The organism is Pseudomonas sp. MPB26, assembly GCF_046605355.1.
Lineage (GTDB): Bacteria > Pseudomonadota > Gammaproteobacteria > Pseudomonadales > Pseudomonadaceae > Aquipseudomonas > Aquipseudomonas cedrina.
Window position 1 is genome coordinate 572,873 of record NZ_CP176793.1, and the last position, 21,833, is coordinate 594,705.

The 21,833-nt window shown below is 61.1% G+C and carries 18 protein-coding genes; 14 read left to right on the forward strand and 4 right to left on the reverse strand.

The window, feature by feature from the left end; genetic code table 11:
• Nucleotides 1–13: 13 nt before the first annotated feature.
• Entirely contained in the window at nucleotides 14–751 is a 738-nt protein-coding gene (gene rpsB / locus ACLH0H_RS02725) for a 30S ribosomal protein S2 (protein ID WP_003219330.1), read from the reverse strand.
• A gap of 386 nt (nucleotides 752–1,137) precedes the next feature.
• Between rpsB and map the strand changes: the two genes are divergently transcribed.
• The 4 genes from map to ACLH0H_RS02745 all read left to right on the forward strand — a co-directional run bounded on the left by map (nucleotide 1,138) and on the right by ACLH0H_RS02745 (nucleotide 6,891).
• Entirely contained in the window at nucleotides 1,138–1,920 is a 783-nt protein-coding gene (gene map, locus ACLH0H_RS02730) for a type I methionyl aminopeptidase (protein ID WP_065893367.1), read from the forward strand.
• Nucleotides 1,921–1,982: 62 nt separating this feature from the next.
• Entirely contained in the window at nucleotides 1,983–4,685 is a 2,703-nt protein-coding gene (locus ACLH0H_RS02735) for a [protein-PII] uridylyltransferase (RefSeq protein ID WP_411380872.1), read from the forward strand.
• 151 nt (nucleotides 4,686–4,836) lie between these two features.
• Complete coding sequence (gene dapC / locus ACLH0H_RS02740) at nucleotides 4,837–6,036, forward strand: succinyldiaminopimelate transaminase (protein ID WP_411380873.1); 1,200 nt, start codon at nucleotides 4,837–4,839, stop codon at nucleotides 6,034–6,036.
• A gap of 123 nt (nucleotides 6,037–6,159) precedes the next feature.
• Nucleotides 6,160–6,891 (forward strand): M12 family metallopeptidase, encoded by a 732-nt coding sequence (locus ACLH0H_RS02745; protein ID WP_411380874.1) that lies wholly within the window; start codon nucleotides 6,160–6,162, stop codon nucleotides 6,889–6,891.
• On the opposite strand, the gene ACLH0H_RS02750 is transcribed toward ACLH0H_RS02745, so the two are convergent.
• On the reverse strand, nucleotides 6,881–8,524 hold the full coding sequence (locus tag ACLH0H_RS02750) for a Na+/H+ antiporter (RefSeq protein WP_411380875.1): 1,644 nt from the start codon (nucleotides 8,522–8,524) through the stop codon (nucleotides 6,881–6,883). The two genes, ACLH0H_RS02745 and ACLH0H_RS02750, sit on opposite strands and share 11 nt — an antisense overlap.
• A gap of 255 nt (nucleotides 8,525–8,779) precedes the next feature.
• On the opposite strand from ACLH0H_RS02750, the gene ACLH0H_RS02755 reads away from it, so the two are divergent.
• From ACLH0H_RS02755 to ACLH0H_RS02770, 4 genes are all read left to right on the forward strand, one after another.
• A complete protein-coding gene (locus tag ACLH0H_RS02755; protein WP_231982825.1) occupies nucleotides 8,780–9,088 on the forward strand; it encodes an arsenate reductase in 309 nt (102 codons plus the stop codon).
• A gap of 33 nt (nucleotides 9,089–9,121) precedes the next feature.
• Complete coding sequence (gene dapD / locus ACLH0H_RS02760) at nucleotides 9,122–10,156, forward strand: 2,3,4,5-tetrahydropyridine-2,6-dicarboxylate N-succinyltransferase (RefSeq protein ID WP_411380876.1); 1,035 nt, start codon at nucleotides 9,122–9,124, stop codon at nucleotides 10,154–10,156.
• Between the two features lie 64 nt (nucleotides 10,157–10,220).
• Nucleotides 10,221–11,426: an aminotransferase class V-fold PLP-dependent enzyme gene (locus tag ACLH0H_RS02765; RefSeq protein WP_411380877.1), complete on the forward strand. Its 1,206-nt coding sequence runs from the start codon at nucleotides 10,221–10,223 to the stop codon at nucleotides 11,424–11,426.
• Nucleotides 11,423–11,836, forward strand: coding sequence for a SufE family protein (locus tag ACLH0H_RS02770; RefSeq protein ID WP_411380878.1), 414 nt, complete (start codon nucleotides 11,423–11,425; stop codon nucleotides 11,834–11,836). Before ACLH0H_RS02765 ends, ACLH0H_RS02770 begins: the two co-directional genes overlap by 4 nt.
• A 223-nt stretch (nucleotides 11,837–12,059) precedes the next feature.
• On the opposite strand, the gene tcdA is transcribed toward ACLH0H_RS02770, so the two are convergent.
• Nucleotides 12,060–12,869: a tRNA cyclic N6-threonylcarbamoyladenosine(37) synthase TcdA gene (gene tcdA / locus ACLH0H_RS02775; RefSeq protein ID WP_411380879.1), complete on the reverse strand. Its 810-nt coding sequence runs from the start codon at nucleotides 12,867–12,869 to the stop codon at nucleotides 12,060–12,062.
• 217 nt (nucleotides 12,870–13,086) lie between these two features.
• On the opposite strand from tcdA, the gene ACLH0H_RS02780 reads away from it, so the two are divergent.
• The 4 genes from ACLH0H_RS02780 to ACLH0H_RS02795 all read left to right on the forward strand — a co-directional run bounded on the left by ACLH0H_RS02780 (nucleotide 13,087) and on the right by ACLH0H_RS02795 (nucleotide 18,314).
• Entirely contained in the window at nucleotides 13,087–15,678 is a 2,592-nt protein-coding gene (locus ACLH0H_RS02780) for a glycosyltransferase (protein WP_411380880.1), read from the forward strand.
• Nucleotides 15,679–15,925: 247 nt separating this feature from the next.
• Entirely contained in the window at nucleotides 15,926–17,077 is a 1,152-nt protein-coding gene (dapE, locus tag ACLH0H_RS02785; protein WP_411380881.1) for a succinyl-diaminopimelate desuccinylase, read from the forward strand.
• Entirely contained in the window at nucleotides 17,077–17,886 is an 810-nt protein-coding gene (locus ACLH0H_RS02790) for a putative RNA methyltransferase (protein ID WP_411380882.1), read from the forward strand. Before dapE ends, ACLH0H_RS02790 begins: the two co-directional genes overlap by 1 nt.
• A 50-nt stretch (nucleotides 17,887–17,936) precedes the next feature.
• Nucleotides 17,937–18,314: a hypothetical protein gene (locus ACLH0H_RS02795; RefSeq protein WP_411380883.1), complete on the forward strand. Its 378-nt coding sequence runs from the start codon at nucleotides 17,937–17,939 to the stop codon at nucleotides 18,312–18,314.
• A gap of 138 nt (nucleotides 18,315–18,452) precedes the next feature.
• On the opposite strand, the gene ACLH0H_RS02800 is transcribed toward ACLH0H_RS02795, so the two are convergent.
• Complete coding sequence (locus ACLH0H_RS02800; protein WP_169378542.1) at nucleotides 18,453–18,662, reverse strand: cold-shock protein; 210 nt, start codon at nucleotides 18,660–18,662, stop codon at nucleotides 18,453–18,455.
• 182 nt (nucleotides 18,663–18,844) lie between these two features.
• Between ACLH0H_RS02800 and plsB the strand changes: the two genes are divergently transcribed.
• A complete protein-coding gene (plsB, locus tag ACLH0H_RS02805) occupies nucleotides 18,845–21,364 on the forward strand; it encodes a glycerol-3-phosphate 1-O-acyltransferase PlsB (RefSeq protein WP_411380884.1) in 2,520 nt (839 codons plus the stop codon).
• A gap of 51 nt (nucleotides 21,365–21,415) precedes the next feature.
• Nucleotides 21,416–21,817, forward strand: coding sequence for a YbaY family lipoprotein (locus tag ACLH0H_RS02810; RefSeq protein ID WP_411380885.1), 402 nt, complete (start codon nucleotides 21,416–21,418; stop codon nucleotides 21,815–21,817).
• The last annotated feature ends 16 nt before the right edge of the window (nucleotides 21,818–21,833 follow it).

Genomic DNA, 21,833 nt, shown 5'->3' on the forward strand with positions numbered 1-21,833 from the left:
GCCAGGGCGTCAGTTACTCAGCGGCAGCTACCGGAGCTTCTTCAACGAACTGCTCGGTACCACCAGCAACGTGGTTGCGACCACGGATTACAGCGTCAGCCATCGAACCCATGTACAGCTGGATAGCGCGGATTGCGTCATCGTTGCCTGGGATGATGTAGTCAACGCCTTCCGGGCTGCTGTTGGTATCGACTACGCCGATAACCGGGATGCCCAGCTTGTTGGCTTCGGTGATCGCGATGCGCTCGTGATCAACGTCGATAACGAACAGTGCGTCAGGCAGACCGCCCATGTCCTTGATACCACCCAGGGAACGATCGAGCTTTTCCAGGTCGCGAGTGCGCATCAGCGCCTCTTTCTTGGTCAGCTTGGCGAAAGTACCGTCTTCGGCTTGCACTTCAAGGTCACGCAGACGCTTGATGGAAGCACGGATGGTCTTGAAGTTGGTCAGCATGCCGCCCAACCAGCGGTGATCGACGTACGGCGAGCCGCAACGTGCTGCTTCTTCAGCAACGATCTTGCCAGCGGAACGCTTGGTGCCGACGAACAGAATCTTGTTTTTGCCCTGGGCCAGGCGCTCTACGAAAGTCAAAGCTTCGTTGAACATCGGCAGGGTTTTTTCAAGGTTGATGATGTGGATCTTGTTACGTGCGCCGAAAATGTACTTGCCCATTTTCGGGTTCCAGTAACGGGTCTGGTGACCGAAGTGCACACCGGCCTTCAGCATATCGCGCATGTTGACTTGGGACATGATAGTTCCTTAATAAGTCGGGTTTGGCCTCCACGTATCCCAATGACCAACCAGCGGTTTCAAGCCTCCGGCACCCAGGTCATCGTGTCGACACGTGTGTGGATTTAAGCTCTGCGGGGTATCCCCGGAAAGCGGCGCATTTTATACCACAGCATCGGCAAAAACGGAACACGCAATCACATTTGCCGCCGGCGGCCTTCATGTAACCCCTTGAATAGAGCCGACATCCCCCTACCTCATAGAGAGAAGCGATCATCAGAGGCTCATGATTTGACGCCATCGTCTGTTAGAATCGCGTTTTTTGTGGCTTGTGCGAATTCTGCAACCTTTAGTCGCACGCCCGTAAACCGAATTGATTTCGGCGTATTACGCCAGAGAGAGCCTGTATGACCGTGAGTTTGAAAACCGCCGAAGACATCGCCGGCATGCGCATTGCCGGCAAACTGGCCGCCGACGTGCTGGAAATGATCGCCGAGCACGTCAAGCCCGGCGTCACCACCGAAACCCTGAACCAGATCTGCCACGACTATATAGTCAACGTGCAAGGCGCCATCCCTGCGCCGCTGAACTACAAGGGCTTCCCCAAGTCGATCTGCACCTCGGTCAACCACGTGGTGTGCCACGGGATTCCGGGTGACAAACCGCTGAAGGACGGCGACACCCTGAACATCGACGTCACCGTGATCAAGGACCGCTACTTCGGCGACACCAGCCGCATGTTCCATGTCGGCACTGTGGCGCCGTGGGCCGAGCGCTTGTCCCAGGTCACCCAGGAATGCATGTACAAGGCCATCGAAATCGTCAAGCCCGGCTGCCGCCTGGGCGACATCGGCGAAGTGATCCAGAAGCACGCGGAAAAGAACGGTTTCTCGGTGGTGCGCGAATTCTGCGGCCACGGTATCGGCACCGTGTTCCACGAAGAGCCGCAGATCCTGCATTACGGCCGCGCCGGCACCGGCATGGAGCTCAAGGCCGGCATGACCTTCACCATCGAGCCGATGATCAACCAGGGCAAGGCCGACACCAAGGTGCTGGGCGACGGCTGGACCGCCATCACCAAGGACCGCAAGCTCTCGGCCCAGTGGGAACACACCCTGCTCGTGACCGAAACCGGCTATGAGATCTTCACCCTGCGCGCCGACGACACGATCCCACGCGTATCGGCGTAACGACAGGAAAGGTTTTCCCACCGCGTAATGACTGACTGACACATAGAAAGGAAAGCCGATCGATGCCCCAGGTGGATCCCGAACTCTTCGACCGTGGCCAGTTCCAGGCCGAACTGGCCTTGAAGGCAAGCCCCATCGCCGCGTTCAAAAAGGCTATCCGCCAGGCCCGCGAGGTGCTTGATGCGCGCTTTCGCAGCGGCCGGGACATTCGCCGGCTGATTGAGGACCGCGCCTGGTTCGTCGACAACATCCTGCAGAAGGCCTGGGAGCAGTTCAGTTGGAGCAAAGACGCCGACATCGCGTTGGTGGCGGTCGGCGGCTACGGTCGCGGTGAGTTGCACCCCTACTCCGACATCGACTTGCTGATCCTGCTGGAAAGCGCCGACCATGAGATGTTTCGCGATTCCATCGAGCGTTTTCTCACGCTGCTGTGGGACATTGGCCTGGAAGTCGGCCAGAGCGTGCGCTCGGTCGACGAGTGCGCCCAGGAGGCCCGCGCCGACCTGACGGTCATTACCAACCTGATGGAAAGCCGCACCATTGCCGGCCCCGAGCGCCTGCGCCAGCGCATGCTCGAGGTCACCAGCACCGCGCACATGTGGCCGAGCAAGGACTTTTTCCTGGCCAAGCGCGCCGAGCAGAAAGCCCGGCACCACAAGTACAACGACACCGAGTACAACCTGGAGCCCAACGTCAAAGGCTCGCCGGGCGGGCTGCGGGATATCCAGACGATTCTGTGGGTTGCAAGGCGCCAGTACGGCACCCTTAATCTGCGCGCCCTGGCCGGCGAAGGCTTTTTGGTGGAGAGCGAAAACGCCCTGTTGGCCTCGTCCCAGGAATTTCTCTGGAAAGTGCGCTACGCCCTGCACATGCTCGCCGGGCGCTCCGAGGACCGCCTGCTGTTCGACCACCAAAGGTCCATCGCTACCTTGTTGGGTTTTGAAGGCGAAGACGCAAAGACCAGCATCGAAAGCTTCATGCAGCAGTATTACCGCGTGGTCATGAGCATTGCCCAGCTCAGCGACCTGATTATCCAGCACTTCGAAGAGGTGATCCTCGCCCCCGAAGACGAAGCCCCGCCGCAACCGATCAATTCGCGCTTCCAGTTGCACGACGGCTATATCGAGGCACGCAACGACAACGTGTTCCGCCGCACGCCGTTCGCCATGCTGGAAATCTTCGTGCTGATGGCCCAGCAGCCGGAGATCAAAGGCGTGCGCGCCGACACCATTCGCCTGCTGCGGGAAAACCGACACCTGATCGACGATGACTTCCGCAACGACATCCGTAACACCAGCCTGTTTATCGAGCTGTTCAAGTGCAAGATCGGCATCCACCGCAACCTGCGGCGCATGAACCGCTACGGCATTCTCGGGCGCTACCTGCCGGAGTTCGGTTTTATCGTCGGGCAGATGCAGCATGACCTGTTCCACATTTATACCGTGGACGCCCACACGCTGAACCTGATCAAGCACCTGCGTAAGCTGCAATACACCCAGGTGTCAGAGAAATTCCCGCTGGCCAGCAAGCTGATGGCCAAGCTGCCCAAGCCCGAGCTGATCTACCTGGCCGGCCTGTACCACGACATCGGCAAGGGCCGGCATGGCGACCACTCCGAAATTGGCGCGGTGGATGCCGAGGCCTTCTGCCAGCGCCATCAGTTGCCGTTGTGGGACAGCCGCCTGATCGTCTGGCTGGTACAGAACCACCTGGTGATGTCGACCACTGCCCAGCGCAAAGACTTGTCCGATCCCCAAGTGATCCACGACTTTGCGCAGATCGTCGGCGATGAAACCCACCTCGACTATCTCTACGTGCTGACCGTCTCCGACATCAACGCCACCAACCCGACACTCTGGAACTCCTGGCGCGCCAGCCTGCTGCGCCAGCTGTACACCGAGACCAAGCGCGCCCTGCGCCGCGGCCTGGAAAACCCGGTGGACCGCGAAGAGCAGATCCGCCGCACCCAAAGCGCGGCCCTGGATATATTGGTGCGCGGCGGCAACGACCCGGACGATGTCGAGCAACTGTGGTCGCAACTGGGCGACGATTACTTCCTGCGCCACACCGCCGGCGACGTGGCCTGGCACACCGACGCGATCCTGCAACAGCCCGCCGATGGCGGCCCGCTGGTGCTGATCAAGGAAACCACGCAGCGCGAGTTCGAGGGCGGTACGCAGATCTTCATCTATGCGCCCGACCAGCATGATTTCTTCGCCGTGACCGTGGCCGCCATGGACCAGCTCAACCTGAACATTCATGACGCACGGGTCATCACCTCCAGCAGCCAGTTCACCCTCGACACCTACATCGTGCTCGACACCGAGGGCGAGTCGATTGGCGACAACCCGGCGCGTGTGAAAAAGATCCGCGAAGGCCTGACCGAGGCCCTGCGCAACCCTGACGACTACCCGACCATCATCCAGCGCCGGGTGCCGCGCCAGCTCAAGCATTTTGCGTTTGCGCCTCAGGTGACCATTTCCAATGACGCCCAGCGCCCGGTGACGGTATTGGAACTCAGCGCCCCGGATCGCCCAGGCCTGCTGGCCCGCATCGGCGGCATTTTCCTGGAGTTCGATCTGTCGCTGCAGAACGCCAAGATCGCAACGCTCGGCGAGCGCGTGGAGGACGTGTTCTTCATTACCGACGCCGACAACCAGCCGTTGTCCGACCCGGAACTGTGTCGCCGCCTGCAGGACGCGATCGTGCAGCAGTTGAGCGTGACCCTGGAACCTGGCGTCGAACTGACGCGCCTGTCCATTTGATTGTGTGGGAGCGGGCTTGCTCGCGAAAGCGGTGTTTCAACCACCCATTGATTAACTGAAACACCGCATTCGCGAGCAAGCCCGCTCCCACATTTGAATTGCTTTTGCCTGGCAGACCGACTGTTTTCAACCGAATTTGACGAGACTTTCGATGAACAACGCCCTGAACCAACTGCAGCCCTACCCGTTCGAGAAACTGCGCGCCCTGCTTGGCAGTGTCACGCCGAACCCGGATAAACGTCCGATCGCGCTCTCCATCGGCGAACCCAAGCATAAATCTCCGACGTTTGTCGCCGAAGCGCTGAGCAACAATCTCGACCAGATGGCCGTCTACCCGACCACCCTGGGCATTCCTGCACTGCGCGAGGCCATCGGCGCTTGGTGCGAACGCCGCTTCAACGTGCCCAAGGGCTGGCTCGACCCGGCGCGTAATATTTTGCCCGTCAACGGCACCCGCGAAGCCCTGTTCGCCTTCACCCAAACCGTGGTCAACCGCGGCGACGACGCGCTGGTGGTGAGCCCAAACCCGTTCTACCAGATCTACGAAGGCGCCGCGTTCCTGGCCGGAGCCAAGCCGCACTACCTGCCGTGCCTGGACACCAATGGCTTCAACCCGAATTTCGACGCGGTCTCGACAGACATCTGGAAACGCTGCCAGATCCTGTTCCTGTGCTCGCCCGGTAATCCTACCGGCGCATTGATCCCGGTCGACACCCTGAAAAAACTCATCGCCCTCGCCGACGAACATGACTTCGTGATCGCCGCCGACGAGTGCTACAGCGAGCTGTACTTCGACGAACAAACCCCGCCGCCGGGCCTGCTGAGCGCCTGCGTCGAACTGGGCCGCCAGGATTTCAAGCGTTGCGTGGTGTTCCACAGCCTGTCCAAGCGTTCCAACCTCCCGGGGCTGCGCTCCGGTTTCGTGGCTGGCGACGCCGAAATCCTCAAGGCGTTTCTGCTGTACCGCACTTACCACGGCTGCGCGATGCCCGTGCAAACCCAACTGGCCAGCATCGCGGCCTGGCGGGACGAGGCCCACGTACTGGCCAACCGCGACCTGTACCGCGAAAAATTCGACGCGGTGCTGGCGATCCTCAAACCTGTGCTGGACGTGCAGAGCCCGGATGGCGGGTTCTACCTGTGGCCGAATGTGAATGGCGACGATGCCGCGTTCTGCCGCGACTTGTTCGTGGAAGAACACGTGACCGTGGTGCCGGGCTCGTACCTGTCGCGGGACGTGGACGGTGTCAACCCTGGCGCCGGGCGTGTGCGCATGGCATTGGTTGCGCCGCTGGCGGAATGCGTGGAAGCCGCGCAGCGGATCCGGGATTTCATTCTGCGCCGCCGCTGAGCACGCGGGCCCTCGTTAACCTCAGGTAACGCGGGCTTACATGGCCAGGCAATACGATCGGAACTTTGCTGCGACTTGGACGAATAAATCCATACATTCGTCCCCACGTCGCAGGAGAGCCTCATGATAAGCGCCACCCCACCAACTACCTTCCAGTACCCGCCGACGGCTTCATCCGCCGAAAATGCCGACGCTTCGGCGGAACGCCTTTCCAGACGCCGGCGCAACATTGGCGAACCCGCCAGATACTGGCCGCAAAACAGCACGATTAAAATCGCCATGTATGACTACGACATGGACGATGAATACGTGCAGGCTGTCAAAAAAGCCGCCAGCGAATGGCTGCCCCACATCAATCTCAAGTTCGAGTTTGTTTCTGGAGAGGATGGTGACGTGCGCATCACGCAGAATATAAACGACGACAAGGGTGGTTCATCCGCAGTTGGAACAGAAGCGCTCGACACCCTCCCAAGCCCGACCATGTCACTGCCACGAGACCACAAGCACCCCAGATTTGCATACATGGTGATGCACGAATTCGGACACATGCTCGGTGCGCATCACGCTCATCAACACCCGGATGCCAACATTCCGTGGGATATGAGCAAGGTGTATGAGGGGTACAGGCGTACGGATGGGATGGACCGGCAAAAGGTACAAAATAACGTGCTGCCCCTGCCTCGCTCCAGCCAATACGGCTTCATGCCCTACGATAGCGACTCGGTCATGCACTATGAAATCGATCCCCGTCTGACTGACGGAAGCTGGGGTCAATCGGAATCCTGGTCCCTGAGCGATGGCGACATCGCCTGGGCAAAAAAAGCTTACCCCAAGGCAGTACCCGCTACTTCTTGAGTCCCAGGTTCGCCTCGCTCATATCCAGTTCAGCCAGTACCTCGCGCAACACGTCATCACCAATCTGGTGATGACGGCTCAGGCTGTACAGCTCCAACCGCTGCGCCCGCAGGGCCTTCAAGCGCAATTTGCGTTCAAGGAGGTCCATCTGCTGCGCCAGCGCCTGGGCTTCGGCCGAGTCGTTGAACACGTCCAACTGATGGCGATATTCCGACATCAATCGTGCCTTGAGCTCAGTCGCGAGGGCGGCCTGGGCGGCGTCCTGGGCTTCGGTTTGCGCAGGTTCCTCGGCTTCCAGGGCATGAATGGCGGCCACGGCCGTTTTCTTCCAAGCCTCACGGACTTCGTTATGGCGCTTTTCGTCCGGACTTTTTTCGATACCACGCAACAACAGCGGCAAGGCAATGCAGGCAGCGACCAGCGACAGCAGGATCACCCCGGCAGCAATAAAAATCAGCAGGTCGCGCTCGGGGAAATTCTGGCCCGGCGCCAACAGCAACGGCACCGACATCACACCGGCCAGGGTCACAGCGCCGCGCACTCCGCCTACCGTCAACAACCAGCAGGAACGCGCCGTCGGCACCAGCGTCAATTCACTCTTGCCGCGCAACCTGCGTAGCAGCCCAGACAATCGCCAGATGCTTTGCACCCAGATAAACCTCAACACCACCAGCACCAGGAAGATCGCGATCACATCGAGGCAGCGGTAGAACAACGCTGGCCACAATGTCGGCTCATGGCTCACCACCGCCTTGATGATGTCCGGCAATTGCAGTCCCAGCAGCAGGAAGATCAAGCCGTTGAAGGCAAATTCCAGCAACGCCCACACGCTGCGATTGAGCAAGCGCGTGCTGGTCTGGCGCGGCAGCAGATCGAGCCAGCTTTGCATCATGCCCGCCGCCACCGCCGACAAAATACCCGATGCGCCCAAACGCTCGGCCAGCACGTAGGCTGCGAATGGCAGCAGCAACATAAACACCACGTGAGTCGCCGGATCGTCCCAACCCCGTGCAATCATCCAGGCACGCAGGCGCCCGACCAACCAGCTCAATGCCACGCCGACCGCCAGGCCACCGACGGCCACAAGGACGAACGTGAGGCTTGCATCGGCCAGGGAAAATACCCCAGTCAATGCGGCTGCCAGCGCAAACTTGAACGTCACCAGGCCCGACGCGTCATTCATCAACGCCTCGCCCTGGAGCATGTGCATCAATGGCTTGGGCAAGCGGTTCTGGGAAATGGCCGACACGGCCACGGCATCCGTCGGTGACAGCACCGCCGCCAACGCGAAGGCCACCGGTAGCGGGATGGTCGGCACAATCCAGTGGATAAAGTAACCGGCACCGACCACGGTAAAGAGCACGAGCCCCACCGCCAGCGTCAGGATCGGCCCGCGCAGGCGCCACAACTCACGCTTGGGCATGCGCCAACCATCGGAAAACAACAGTGGAGGCAGGAATAGAAAGAGGAACAACTCCGGATCCAGCGCCACATGCAACCCCAGCGTAGGCCAGGCCAGCAAGGCACCTGCGGCGATCTGCACCAAGGGTAACGGCAGGGGAATGACACGTCCGACCAGACGCGAAACGCTGACCAGCATCAGCAGGATAAGCACGGTGTAGGCGGTTTGCATAACGCAGGTTCCAGGACAATCAACAAGCAAAGACACACTTCAGGCAACAACTGGCCGTTGAAGTGCCATATTAGTGGCCTATGCTGCCGGCGGGCAGTTACACATAAGTCGCACGCCCGACATGACGATCGGCACCCAACGCCGCTGGCCGTGGCATAATCCGTGATCTTTCGTTTTCCTTCGCTCAAAGGGGGCAATTCCTTGACCGCTTCAAGCAAAACGTTGCACCTTTTCGGCATCAAAGCCTGCGACACCATGAAAAAGGCGCGCACCTGGCTCGATGAGCACGCGGTGAGCTATGAGTTTCACGACTACAAAACGGCCGGTATCGACCGCGAACACTTGACCCAATGGTGCAATGAGCACGGTTGGCAGGTGGTTTTGAACCGTGCGGGCACCACCTTTCGCAAACTCGAAGACGAACGCAAAGCCGATCTCGATCAGTCGAAAGCCATTGAATTGATGCTCGCGCAACCCTCGATGATCAAGCGCCCGGTGCTTGATCTCGGTGACAGAACCCTGATTGGCTTCAAGCCAGATAGCTATTCGGCGGCCCTCAAGTAGGCCAGCCCTTACCATTTTTACAGAGGTAAACGCATGTCCAATTCCCTGTTCAGCCTGGGCTTCGGCGTCGGCACTCAGAACCGCCAAGGTGCTTGGCTGGAAGTGTTTTACGCACAACCGTTGCTCAACCCATCGGCTGAAATCGTCGCGGCCATCGCGCCGATCCTGGGCTACACCGCAGGCAACCAGGCAATCACCTTCACCGTGACCCAGGCCCTGCAACTGGCTGACGCGCTCAAGGGCGTCGACACTGCCCAGGCCGCCCTGCTCAGCCGCCTGGCTGAAAGCCACACGCCGCTGGTGGCGACCCTGCTGGCCGAAGACGCCGCGTTGACGTCCACGCCCGAGGCCTACCTCAAGCTGCATCTGCTGTCCCACCGTTTGGTCAAACCCCATGGCCTGAACCTGGCCGGTGTGTTCCCACAGCTGCCGAACGTGGCCTGGACCAGCCAGGGCGCAATCGACATCAATGAACTGGCCGAGCGCCAGCTGGAAGCACGCCTGCGTGGCGACCTGCTGGAAGTGTTCTCGGTGGACAAGTTCCCGAAAATGACCGACTACGTGGTGCCGAGCGGTGTGCGTATCGCTGACGCCGCGCGTATCCGCCTGGGTGCGTATGTGGGCGAAGGCACCACCGTGATGCACGAAGGTTTCGTCAACTTCAACGCCGGCACCGAAGGCCCGGGCATGATCGAAGGCCGCGTGTCGGCTGGCGTATTCGTGGGCAAGGGTTCGGATCTGGGCGGCGGCTGCTCCACCATGGGCACCCTGTCGGGCGGCGGCAACATCGTGATCAAGGTCGGCGAAGGCTGCCTGATCGGCGCCAACGCCGGTATCGGTATCCCGCTGGGCGATCGCAACACCGTGGAATCGGGCCTGTATGTCACGGCTGGCACCAAGGTCGCGCTGCTGGACGAGCAGAACCAACTGGTCAAGGTGGTCAAGGCGCGTGAATTGGCCGGCCAGCCGGACCTGCTGTTCCGCCGCAACTCCGAGACCGGTGCCGTGGAGTGCAAAACCCACAAATCGGCCATCGAACTGAACGAAGCGCTGCACGCTCACAACTAAGCAGCCACTCGATGCCACTGGCGGGCCCTGACCCTGGGGCTCGCTTATACGAGTCTTGAACACCATGCTAGTGCCCTCCCCCTGGCGCGCCGATTTCCCGGCTATCGCCACCCTGCAACGGCAAGACCAGACGTACCTGGACAACGCCGCCACCACGCAAAAGCCCCAGGCCCTGCTGGATGCCATCAGCCATTACTACGCCAATGGCGCAGCCAATGTGCACCGTGCCCAGCATTTGCCAGGTGCCCATGCGACCCAGGCGTTCGAAGACAGCCGCAGCAAGGTCGCGCAATGGCTGAACGCAGGTGACAGCGGGCAGATCGTGTTCACCCATGGCGCGACCTCTGCGCTGAACCTCTTGGCCTACGGCCTTGAGCACTTATTCAATGCGGGCGATGAGATTGCCATCAGCGCCCTGGAACACCACGCCAACCTGCTGCCCTGGCAGCAACTGGCCAAACGTCGCGCGCTGACGCTGGTGGTACTACCGCTGGATGATAACGGCGTGATCGACCTGCAAGCGGCCGCCGAGCTGATCGGCCCACGCACCCGCCTGCTGGCGGTGAGCCAACTGTCCAACGTGCTCGGCACCTGGCAGCCGCTGCCCGCCCTGCTGGCGCTGGCCCAGGCACACGGCGCGTTGAGCGTGGTCGATGGCGCCCAGGGCATTGTCCACGGCCGCCATGACGTGCGGGCCCTGGGCTGCGACTTCTATGTGTTTTCCAGCCACAAGCTGTACGGCCCGGACGGCGTCGGCGTGTTGTTCGGCCGCAACGAAGCCCTGCACCACCTGCGCCACTGGCAGTTTGGCGGCGAGATGGTGCAACAGGCGGATTACCACAGCGCGAGCTTTCGCCCCGCGCCGTTGGGCTTCGAGGCCGGTACCCCGCCGATTGCCGGCGTGATCGGCCTGGGTGCGAGCCTGGACTATCTCAGCTCACTGGATCAACAGGCCGTGATCGCCCATGAAGCGTCGCTGCACGACTACCTGCTGCGCGGCCTGAAAGCGCGCAATGGCGTGCACGTGCTCGGGTCGCCCCAGGTGGCCTTGGTCAGTTTTGTCGTCGATGGCGTGCATAACGCGGATCTTGCGCACTTGCTTACCGAGCAAGGCATTGCCGTACGCGCCGGCCATCACTGCGCAATGCCGCTGCTCAAGGCGATGCAGTTGTCGGGGGCCATTCGGGTGTCTCTGGCGCTGTATAACGACTCCGATGACCTGGAACGTTTCTTTGAAGCGCTGGACCAGGCCTTGGACATGCTGCGATGAGTTTGCCCAATGAAGCCGCCAACGCGCTTGAGGCTTTTCAAGCTGTCGGCAGTTGGGAACAGCGCGCACGCATGCTGATGCAATGGGGCGAACGCTTGCCCGCTTTGGCCGACGAAGAGAAGATCGAGGCCAATCTGGTGCAGGGCTGTGAAAGCCTGGTGTGGCTAGTGGGCCGTCTGCAAGATGGCCAGTGGCAGTTCACCGCGAGCAGCGACGCGCGGATGATTCGCGGGTTGGTGGCGTTGCTGCTGGCGCGGGTCAACGGGTTGTCGGCGGCTGAATTGCAGACGGTTGATTTGCCGGAGTGGTTTGCACAACTGGGGCTGTCGCGGCAGCTATCACCCTCACGCAGTAACGGCCTGAATGCCGTCCTGCAACGTATGCGAACCTTGAGTCATGCACAAAACTAAATGTGGGAGCGGGCTTGCTCGCGAATGCAGAGTGTAGTGAGCGGGCTTGCCCCGCGCTGGGTGGCGAAGCCGCCCCAAACCAGGCGAATCGGTTCTACCTGGAGGTCGGCGGTGTTTTTATTGGGGCGGCTTCGCAGCCCAGCGCGGGACAAGCCCGCTCACTACACTCTGCATTCGCGAGCAAGCCCGCTCCCACATTTTGATCTGTGCCAAGGTTTGAGATTCAGGCGGGCTTGACCCGCTCCGATGGTCTGCGCACCCCGGCCACGATTTTGTCCACCGCCTTGGTCGCCGCCACCATGCCGAACGTGGCCGTCACCATCATCACTGCACCAAACCCACCGGCACAGTCCAGCTTCACCCCGTCGCCGACAAAACTCTTCTGCAAACAGATGCTGCCATCCGGCTTGGGATAACGCAGCTGCTCGGTGGAAAACACGCAAGGCACGCTGTAATGGCGGGTGACGGTACGCGAAAAGCCATAATCGCGGCGCAAGGTGGAGCGCACTTTCGACGCTAGCGGGTCATTGAACGTACGGTTCAGGTCGCACACCTGGATCAGCGTCGGGTCGATCTGCCCACCCGCGCCGCCAGTAGTGATGATCTGGATCTTGCGCCGCTTGCACCAGGCAATCAGCGCGGCCTTGGCGTTGACGGCATCGATGCAGTCGATCACGCAATCGATATCGGGCGTGATGTATTCGGCCATGGTGTCGCGAGTCACAAAGTCCGCCACCGCATGCACCGTGCAATCGGGGTTGATGCCGCGCAGGCGCTCGGCCATCACGTCGACCTTGGGCTTGCCGACGGTGCTGTCCAGCGCATGCAACTGGCGGTTGCTGTTGCTCACGCAGACGTCGTCCAGGTCAAACAGCGAAATCTCGCCTACCCCGCAACGGGCCATCGCTTCCGCCGCCCACGAGCCTACGCCGCCGACGCCGACGATCGCCACATGGGCCGCTTTCAAACGCTCCAGGCCTTCAATGCCATACAAGCGGGCAACGCCTGCAAACCGCGGATCTTCTGTGCTCATGACCATTACCCTAAAAACCGGCGCGCATTATGGACTACACAGCGACAAGTTCGAAGCGACAGGCTACAAGTAAAGAACTTAGATGGCCTTTCGCTGACTAACGTCCGGTTTTTCTCTGCTTGCTGTACGGTCGGGGAAAGGCCGGTGTAGGATGCGCGCCGTTCGGCGTAGGCCGACACCTCTTTTCGTTCCACACCCTTTGGAACCCGAAATAGCCATGGCATCGCGTAAATTTGGACTCAACCTGGTGATCGTGCTGGCAATTGCCGCGCTGTTCACCGGTTTCTGGGCGTTGATCAACCGCCCGGTAACCGCCCCCAACTGGCCTGAACAGATCTCTGGGTTCTCCTACTCGCCGTTCCAGCAAGGCCAGTACCCACAGAAAGCCCAATACCCGAGCGACGACGAGATGCGTCGCGACCTCGAGATCATGAGCAAGCTGACGGATAACATCCGTACCTACTCGGTCGACGGCACCCTGGGCGATATCCCCAAGCTGGCGGAAGAATTCGGCCTGCGTGTGACCCTGGGAATTTGGATCAGCCCGGACCTTGAACGCAACGAGCGGGAAATCCAACGCGCCATCGAAATCGCTAACAGCTCGCGCAGTGTCGTGCGCGTGGTGGTCGGTAACGAAGCCCTGTTCCGCGAAGAGATTACCCCCGAGGCGCTGATCGTGCTGCTGGACCGGGTGCGCGCCGCCGTGAAAGTACCGGTGACGACGTCCGAGCAATGGCACATCTGGGAAAAGCACCCGGAACTGGCCAAGCACGTCGACCTGATCGCCGCGCACATCCTGCCGTTCTGGGAATACATCCCGATGGACAAGGCCGGCCAGTACGTGCTCGACCGCGCCAAGGATCTGAAGAAGTTGTTCCCGAAAAAGCCGCTGCTGCTGTCGGAGGTTGGCTGGCCGAGCAACGGGCGCATGCGCGGTGGCAATGAAACTTCGCCAGCAGACCAGGCGGTTTACCTGCGCACCCTGGTGAACAAGCTCAACCGCCAGGGGTTCAACTACTTCGTGATCGAGGCCTTCGATCAGCCGTGGAAAGTCAGCGACGAAGGCTCGGCGGGCGCTTACTGGGGCGTGTTCAACGCCTCGCGCCAGCAGAAATTCAACTTTGAAGGCCCGGTGGTCGCGATCCCGCAATGGCGCGTACTGGCCATCGGTTCGGTGGTACTCGCGTTGCTGTCGCTGACCCTGTTGATGATCGATGGCTCGGCACTGCGCCAGCGTGGCCGGACCTTCCTCACCTTTATCGCGTTCCTGTGCGGTTCGGTGCTGGTGTGGATCGGCTACGACTACAGCCAGCAATACAGCACCTGGTTCAGCGTCACCGTGGGCATTCTCTTGGCCCTTGGCGCCCTGGGCGTGTTTATCGTGCTGCTGACCGAAGCCCACGAACTGGCGGAAGCGGTGTGGACTCACAAGCGCCGGCGTGAATTCCTGCCGGTAGTGGGGGATTCGGACTACCGCCCGAAAGTATCGATCCATGTGCCGTGCTACAACGAGCCGCCGGACATGGTCAAACAGACCCTCGACGCCCTGGCCGCCCTCGATTACCCGGACTACGAAGTCCTGATCATCGACAACAACACCAAGGACCCGGCAGTGTGGGAACCGGTGCGCGACTACTGCGAAACCCTCGGCCCGCGCTTCAAATTCTTCCACGTCGCGCCCCTGGCCGGTTTCAAGGGTGGCGCGCTGAACTACCTGATCCCGCACACCGCCAAGGATGCCGAAGTGATCGCGGTGATCGACTCCGACTACTGCGTGTCGCCCAATTGGCTCAAACACATGGTGCCGCATTTCGCCGACCCGAAAATCGCCGTGGTGCAATCGCCCCAGGACTATCGCGACCAGAACGAAAGCACCTTCAAGAAGCTCTGCTATGCGGAGTACAAGGGTTTCTTCCACATCGGCATGGTCACCCGCAACGACCGCGACGCGATCATCCAGCACGGCACCATGACCATGACCCGCCGCTCGGTGCTCGAGGAACTGGGCTGGGCCGACTGGTGTATCTGCGAAGACGCCGAACTGGGCCTGCGCGTATTCGAGAAAGGCCTGTCGGCGGCGTATTACCACGACAGCTACGGCAAGGGCTTGATGCCGGATACCTTCATCGACTTCAAGAAACAGCGTTTCCGCTGGGCCTACGGCGCAATCCAGATCATCAAGCGCCACACCGCCAGCCTGTTGCGCGGCAAGGACACCGAGCTGACCCGTGGCCAGCGCTATCACTTCCTCGCGGGCTGGCTGCCGTGGGTGGCGGATGGCATGAATATTTTCTTCACCGTCGGTGCCCTGCTGTGGTCGGCGGCGATGATCATCGTGCCGACGCGGGTTGATCCGCCGCTGCTGATTTTCGCGATCCCGCCGCTGGCGCTGTTCGTGTTCAAGGTCGGCAAGATCATTTTCCTCTACCGCCGTGCGGTGGGGGTCAATCTCAAGGACGCATTTTGTGCGGCCCTGGCCGGCCTGGCGTTGTCGCACACCATCGCCAAGGCGGTGCTGTATGGTTTTTTCACCACCAGCATTCCGTTCTTTCGCACACCGAAAAACGCGGATAACCACGGCTTCTGGGTCGCGATTTCCGAAGCCCGCGAAGAAATGTTCATCATGCTGCTGTTGTGGGGCGCGGCGCTGGGGATCTACCTGGTGCAGGGCCTGCCGAGCAATGACATGCGCTTCTGGGTGGTGATGTTGCTGGTGCAGTCGCTGCCGTATGTGGCGGCGCTGGTGATGGCGTTCCTGTCTTCGCTGCCCAAGCCTGCGGCGAAGGTTGAGCCTGTTACAGCGCTGTAAAAACCTGCGCAATGCACTAAACGGCGGCCTCTGGCCGCCGTTTTGCTATAAGATAACGGCCGTTTGTGAGACTTGGCCTGACGCTGTTCCCTGTGGGAGCTGGCTTGCCTGCGATGGCATCGCCGCGGTGTGCCCGCCAGACCGCAGCGTCTGTATCGCAGGCAAGCCAGCTCCCACAGTGGATCTGCGTCGTTTCAGATTCTGTACATTCGTCCAGCGCCCATAAAATGCTTCCCGGAGTTTTCCCATGACGGCCCATGCCGACCTTTCGCCGACCCTTCAACTTGCCATCGACCTGATCCGTCGCCCGTCGGTCACGCCGATTGACGCCGATTGCCAGAAGCTGATGATGCAGCGCCTGGGCGACGCCGGGTTTGCGCTCGAGCCGATGCGCATCTTCGAGGTGGACAACTTCTGGGCCACCCATGGCAAACACGACGGCCCGGTGCTGTGCTTTGCCGGCCATACCGACGTGGTGCCGACCGGCCCGGTGCAGGCATGGCAGAACGACCCGTTCGACGCACTGATCGATGAACACGGCATGCTCTGCGGGCGTGGCGCGGCGGACATGAAAGGCAGCCTGGCAGCCATGCTGGTCGCTGCGGAGCGTTTCGTCAGCGACTATCCCGACCACAAGGGTTCGGTGGCGTTCCTGATCACCAGCGATGAAGAAGGCCCGGCGCATCACGGCACCAAGGCCGTGATCGAACGCCTGGCCGCACGCAAGGAGCGCCTGGACTGGTGCATCGTCGGCGAACCCTCAAGCACCACGCTGGTGGGCGATGTGGTCAAGAACGGCCGGCGCGGCTCCCTCGGCGCCACCCTGACCGTACGCGGTGTGCAAGGTCACGTGGCCTACCCGCACCTGGCGAAGAACCCGATCCACCTGGCGGCGCCCGCCTTGGCCGAACTGGCCGCCGAGCACTGGGATGACGGCAATACCTTTTTCCCGCCGACTAGCTTCCAGATCTCCAATCTCAATTCCGGCACCGGCGCGACCAACGTGATCCCCGGCGACCTGACAGCGGTGTTCAACTTCCGCTTCTCGACCGAATCGACCGTCGAAGGCCTGCAACAACGCGTTGCGGCGATTCTCGACAAGCATGGCCTGGACTGGCACGTGGAGTGGGCGCTGTCGGGCCTGCCCTTCCTCACCGAACCGGGTGCACTGCTGGATGCGGTATCGGCAAGCATCAAGGCCATAACCGGGCGCGAAACCAAGGCCTCCACCAGCGGCGGCACGTCTGACGGACGCTTTATCGCGACCCTCGGCACCCAAGTGGTCGAGCTGGGCCCGGTCAACGCGACGATCCACCAGGTCAACGAGCGCATTCTCGCCAGCGACCTCGACGTGCTGACCGACATCTATTACCAGACCCTGATCAAGTTGCTCGCCTGATGCTCGCCTGCCCCCTTTGCAGCGCACCGCTCAACGTGGTGGACAATGGCGTGGCCTGCCCGGCCGGGCACCGTTTCGACCGTGCGCGCCAGGGTTACCTGAACCTGTTGCCGGTGCAGCACAAGAACAGCCGCGATCCGGGCGACAACCTGGCCATGGTCGAGGCGCGCCGCGACTTCCTCAACGCCGGACACTATGCCCCAGTGGCCAAGCGCCTGGCCGAGCTGGCCGCTGAACGTGCCCCGTCGCGTTGGGTCGACATCGGTTGTGGCGAGGGTTACTACACCGCGCAAATCGCCGCGGCCCTGCCCCATGCCGACGGCTACGCGCTGGATATCTCCAGGGAAGCGGTCAAGCGCGCCTGCAAGCGCAACCCGGCGCTGACCTGGTTGATCGCGAGCATGGCTCGAGTGCCGTTGGCCGACGCCAGCTGCCAGTTCCTGGCCAGCGTGTTCAGCCCGCTGGACTGGCAGGAGGCCAAGCGCCTGCTGAGCCCGGGCGGCGGCTTGATGAAGGTCGGGCCGACCAGCGGCCACCTGATGGAACTGCGCGAACGCCTGTACGACGAAGTGCGCGAGTACACCGACGACAAGCACCTGGCCCTGGTACCGGACGGCATGAGCCTGGCGCACAGCGAAACCCTGGCGTTCACGCTGAGCCTGGCCGAACCCCAGGACCGCGCCAACCTGTTGGCCATGACGCCCCACGGCTGGCGCGCCAGTGCCGAGCGCCGCAGCCAGGTGATCGAGGCGGCCGAACCGCTGCTGGTCACTGTGTCGATGCGCTACGACTATTTCGTGCTTCAATAAACGACTTTTTTCCGCGAATGGATTTTCGAATCCCGCAACGAGGAACATCCATGCGCCAACCCGATATCGAGATTTACCTGAAGGACGCCGACGTCGACCACAAAGCCATCGCCGCCTGGCTGGGCGCCGCCCTGGGCCCGTGCACCGACTGGGTCCAGAAGGGCCAGACCTACAAGTGCAAGGCTGGCGACGTGCCTGTGACCTGGTTGCCCAAAGCGGTAGGCAAATGGAACAGCCTGTACCTGGAAAGCGACCAGACCCCATGGGACGACGACATCGCCTGTGCCCGCGCCGCGTTTGCCGCGCTGAACGTGGAAGTGCGTTGTGCACCGGGGACCTGGGTTGAGGAAGAAGGTGAAGAAAGTGCCGATCGCTGGATGCGCATCAGCGCGGACGGTGAAGAAGAGATCACCTGGAAAACTGCCTGACTCAAACCTGCAAACCCAATCGAAATGTGGGAGCTGGCTTGCCTGCGATGCAGACACCTCGGTCTGTCAGTAAGACCGCAGTGATGCTATCGCAGGCAAGCCAGCTCCCACATGGGTTGGGTTACCAGCCCGAGGTCTTTACAGGCCCACCACATCCTCCGCCTGCAAGCCCTTCTCGCCGGTCACCACGGCGTATTCCACCTGCTGGCCTTCAGCCAGGGAACGGTGGCCCTCACCACGAATGGCGCGGTAGTGTACGAACACATCCTTGCCGTCGTCGCGCTGGATAAACCCATAGCCCTTTGCATCGTTGAACCACTTCACATTACCGGTTTCGCGCTCTGCCATCTGTCTTACTCCCACATGCATTTTTATTGTTGAGTGAGCGGTGTTGAACTGCCGAGTATAAGACAGGCTCAAAAACGATCAACTCAAGTTTACATCGCTGCTTTTTTGCCGATTTTCGGCGAATACGGCACACTACGCGCCCGAGCGCCTGCTCGGTTTTTTCCACTTGAAGCAGCACGCCTATGACCCGCTCTCCGTTCCGCCGTCTAGTGTTTGGCACCTTGCGCCGACTGTTGTACCTCTGGGTTCGCTCAGAGACGATCAACCAGTCGTCCCTAACCCTCAACCTGGACCGCAGCCGGCCGGTGTTCTATGTCCTGCAATCGCCCTCCCTCAGCGAGTTGGCCGTGGTCGACGCCGAGTGCACCAAGGCCGGCCTGCCGCGCCCGGTGCTGCCGGTGTCGGTAGGGCCGCTGATGGAACCGGCGGCGTTCTTCTACCTCACGCCGGAACCGGACTGGCTTGGCCGCCAGGACAAGCGCGGCGCACCGCCGACCCTGACCCGGCTGGTCAACACCCTGGCCGAGCACGCCGAAGAGGATGCACAAATCATTCCCGTCAGCGTGTTCTGGGGGCAATCTCCCGAGAGCGAGTCCAGCCCGTGGAAGCTGTTGTTCGCCGATAGCTGGGCGGTCACCGGGCGTCTGCGCCGGTTGTTGAGCATCCTGATCCTCGGTCGCAAGACCCGTGTGCAATTCTCCGCGCCTATCAACCTGCGTGAATTGATCGAGCACAATAAAGGCCACGAACGCACCGTGCGCATGGCCCAGCGCATCCTGCGTGTGCATTTTCGTAACCTGAAGACTGCGGTGATCGGCCCCGACCTGTCCCACCGGCGTAACCTTGTGAAAGGCCTGGTCAACATGCCGCTGGTACGCCAAGCCATCGCGGACGAAGCCGAGCGGGAAAAAATCTCCCCGGAAAAAGCCAAGGCCCAGGCCCTGCGCTACGGCAACGAGATCGCTTCGGATTACACCTACACGGCGATCCGTTTTCTGGAAGTGGTGCTGAGCTGGTTCTGGAACAAGATCTACGACGGCATCAAGGTCAACAACATCGAAGGTGTGCAAAAGGTTGCCCAAGGGTACGAAGTGATCTACGTACCTTGCCACCGCAGCCATATCGACTACCTGTTGCTGTCCTACCTGCTGTTCAAGAATGGCCTGACGCCGCCGCATATCGCCGCCGGGATCAACCTGAACATGCCGGTGATCGGCAGCCTGCTGCGCCGTGGTGGTGCGTTTTTCATGCGCCGCACCTTCAAGGGCAACCCGTTGTACACCTCGGTGTTCAACGAATACCTGCACACCCTGTTCACCAAGGGCTTTCCGGTGGAGTACTTCGTCGAAGGCGGCCGCTCGCGCACCGGGCGCATGCTGCAGCCGAAGACCGGGATGCTCGCGATTACCCTGCGCAGTTTCTTGCGCTCCTCGCGCATGCCCATCGTGTTTGTGCCGGTGTATATCGGCTATGAGCGCGTGCTCGAAGGCCGCACCTACCTGGGTGAGCTGCGCGGCGCGAGCAAGAAGAAAGAGTCGATCTTCGATATTTTCAAAGTGGTCGGCGCGCTCAAGCAGCGCTTTGGCCAGGTCGCGGTCAACTTCGGCGAGCCGATCAAGCTGGCCGAATTCCTCGACGCCGAGCAACCGGACTGGCGTTCCCAGGACCTGGGCCCGAACTACAAGCCAGCCTGGCTCAACGAAACCACCCACCGCCTCAGCGAACAAGTGGCGCGCCATTTGAACGAAGCCGCGGCAGTGAACCCGGTGAACCTGGTGGCCCTGGCGCTGCTGTCCACCACGCGCCTGGCCCTGGACGAACAAGCCATGGCGCGCCAGTTGGACCTGTACCTGGCGCTGCTGCGCCGCGTGCCTTACTCGCCCCATACCACCCTGCCCGAGGGCGACGGCCTGGCGCTGATCAAGCATGTGAAAGACATGGACCTGCTGTCGGAACAGAGTGATGCCCTGGGCAAGATTCTGTACCTGGACGAGCAGAACGCTGTCCTGATGACCTACTACCGCAATAACGTGCTGCACATCTTTGCGCTGCCGGCCCTTCTCGCGAGCTTCTTCCAGAGCAGCTCGCGGATGAGCCGCGACCAGATCCTGCGCTACACCCACGCGCTGTATCCGTATCTGCAGTCGGAGCTATTTATCCGTTGGTCGCTGGAAGAGCTGGACACGGTCATCGACCAGTGGCTGGAGGCATTCGTCGAGCAAGGCCTGCTGCGTTTCGAGAAAAACGTCTACCTGCGCCCGGCGCCGAGCTCGCGGCATTTTGTATTGCTGACGTTGCTCTCCAAGAGCATCGCCCAGACCTTGCAACGCTTCTATATGGCGATTTCGCTGCTGCTCAACAGCGGCCAGAACAGCATCAGCGCCGAGGAACTTGAAGACCTGTGCACGATCATGGCCCAGCGCCTGTCGATCCTGCATGGCCTCAATGCCCCGGAGTTCTTTGACAAGAGCCTTTTCCGACATTTCATCCAGACCTTGCTGGAGCAAGATGTGCTGCGCCGCGATGAGGCCGGCAAGTTGAGTTACCACGACCTGCTCGGCGAACTGGCCGAAGGCGCCGCCAAGCGCGTGCTACCGGCGGAGATTCGCCTGTCGATCCGCCAGGTAGCCCTGCATCGTGTAGATGGTGCAGCCGAAGCGCAGGTGGAACCGCAAGCGCTCAATCCTGAGGAAACCCGCTAGATTTAAACCGGAGCCGGTGAAATGCCGGCGCCGTTGAAAAGGAGCTGCACCATGAAAAAGATCATTCTCCTGGGCTTCACCGCCCTGCTTGGAGCCTGCCAGTCCATGAGTCCCACCCCGAAGGCCAGTCTCGACGGCGAAGTGTTCTACCTGCAACGCATCGCCTTGCCGCCGACCGCAACCTTGAGCGTCAGCCTGCAGGACGTGTCTTTGATGGACGCCCCGGCCGTCACCCTGGCCGAGCAGAAAGGCCCGGTCAAAGGCCAGGTGCCGCTGCCGTTTCACCTGAGCTACGACCCGGACCAAATCAAACCTGGCCACCGTTATTCGGTGAGCGCTCGCATCGAGGTGGATGGCAAGCTAATGTTCATCACCACCGAACGCCACGCCGTGCAGCTCAACGGCCAGGATCCGCAACCGTTGCGCGTGCGCGTTGACGCTGTGACCCATTGATAGCCTCTAGAACATA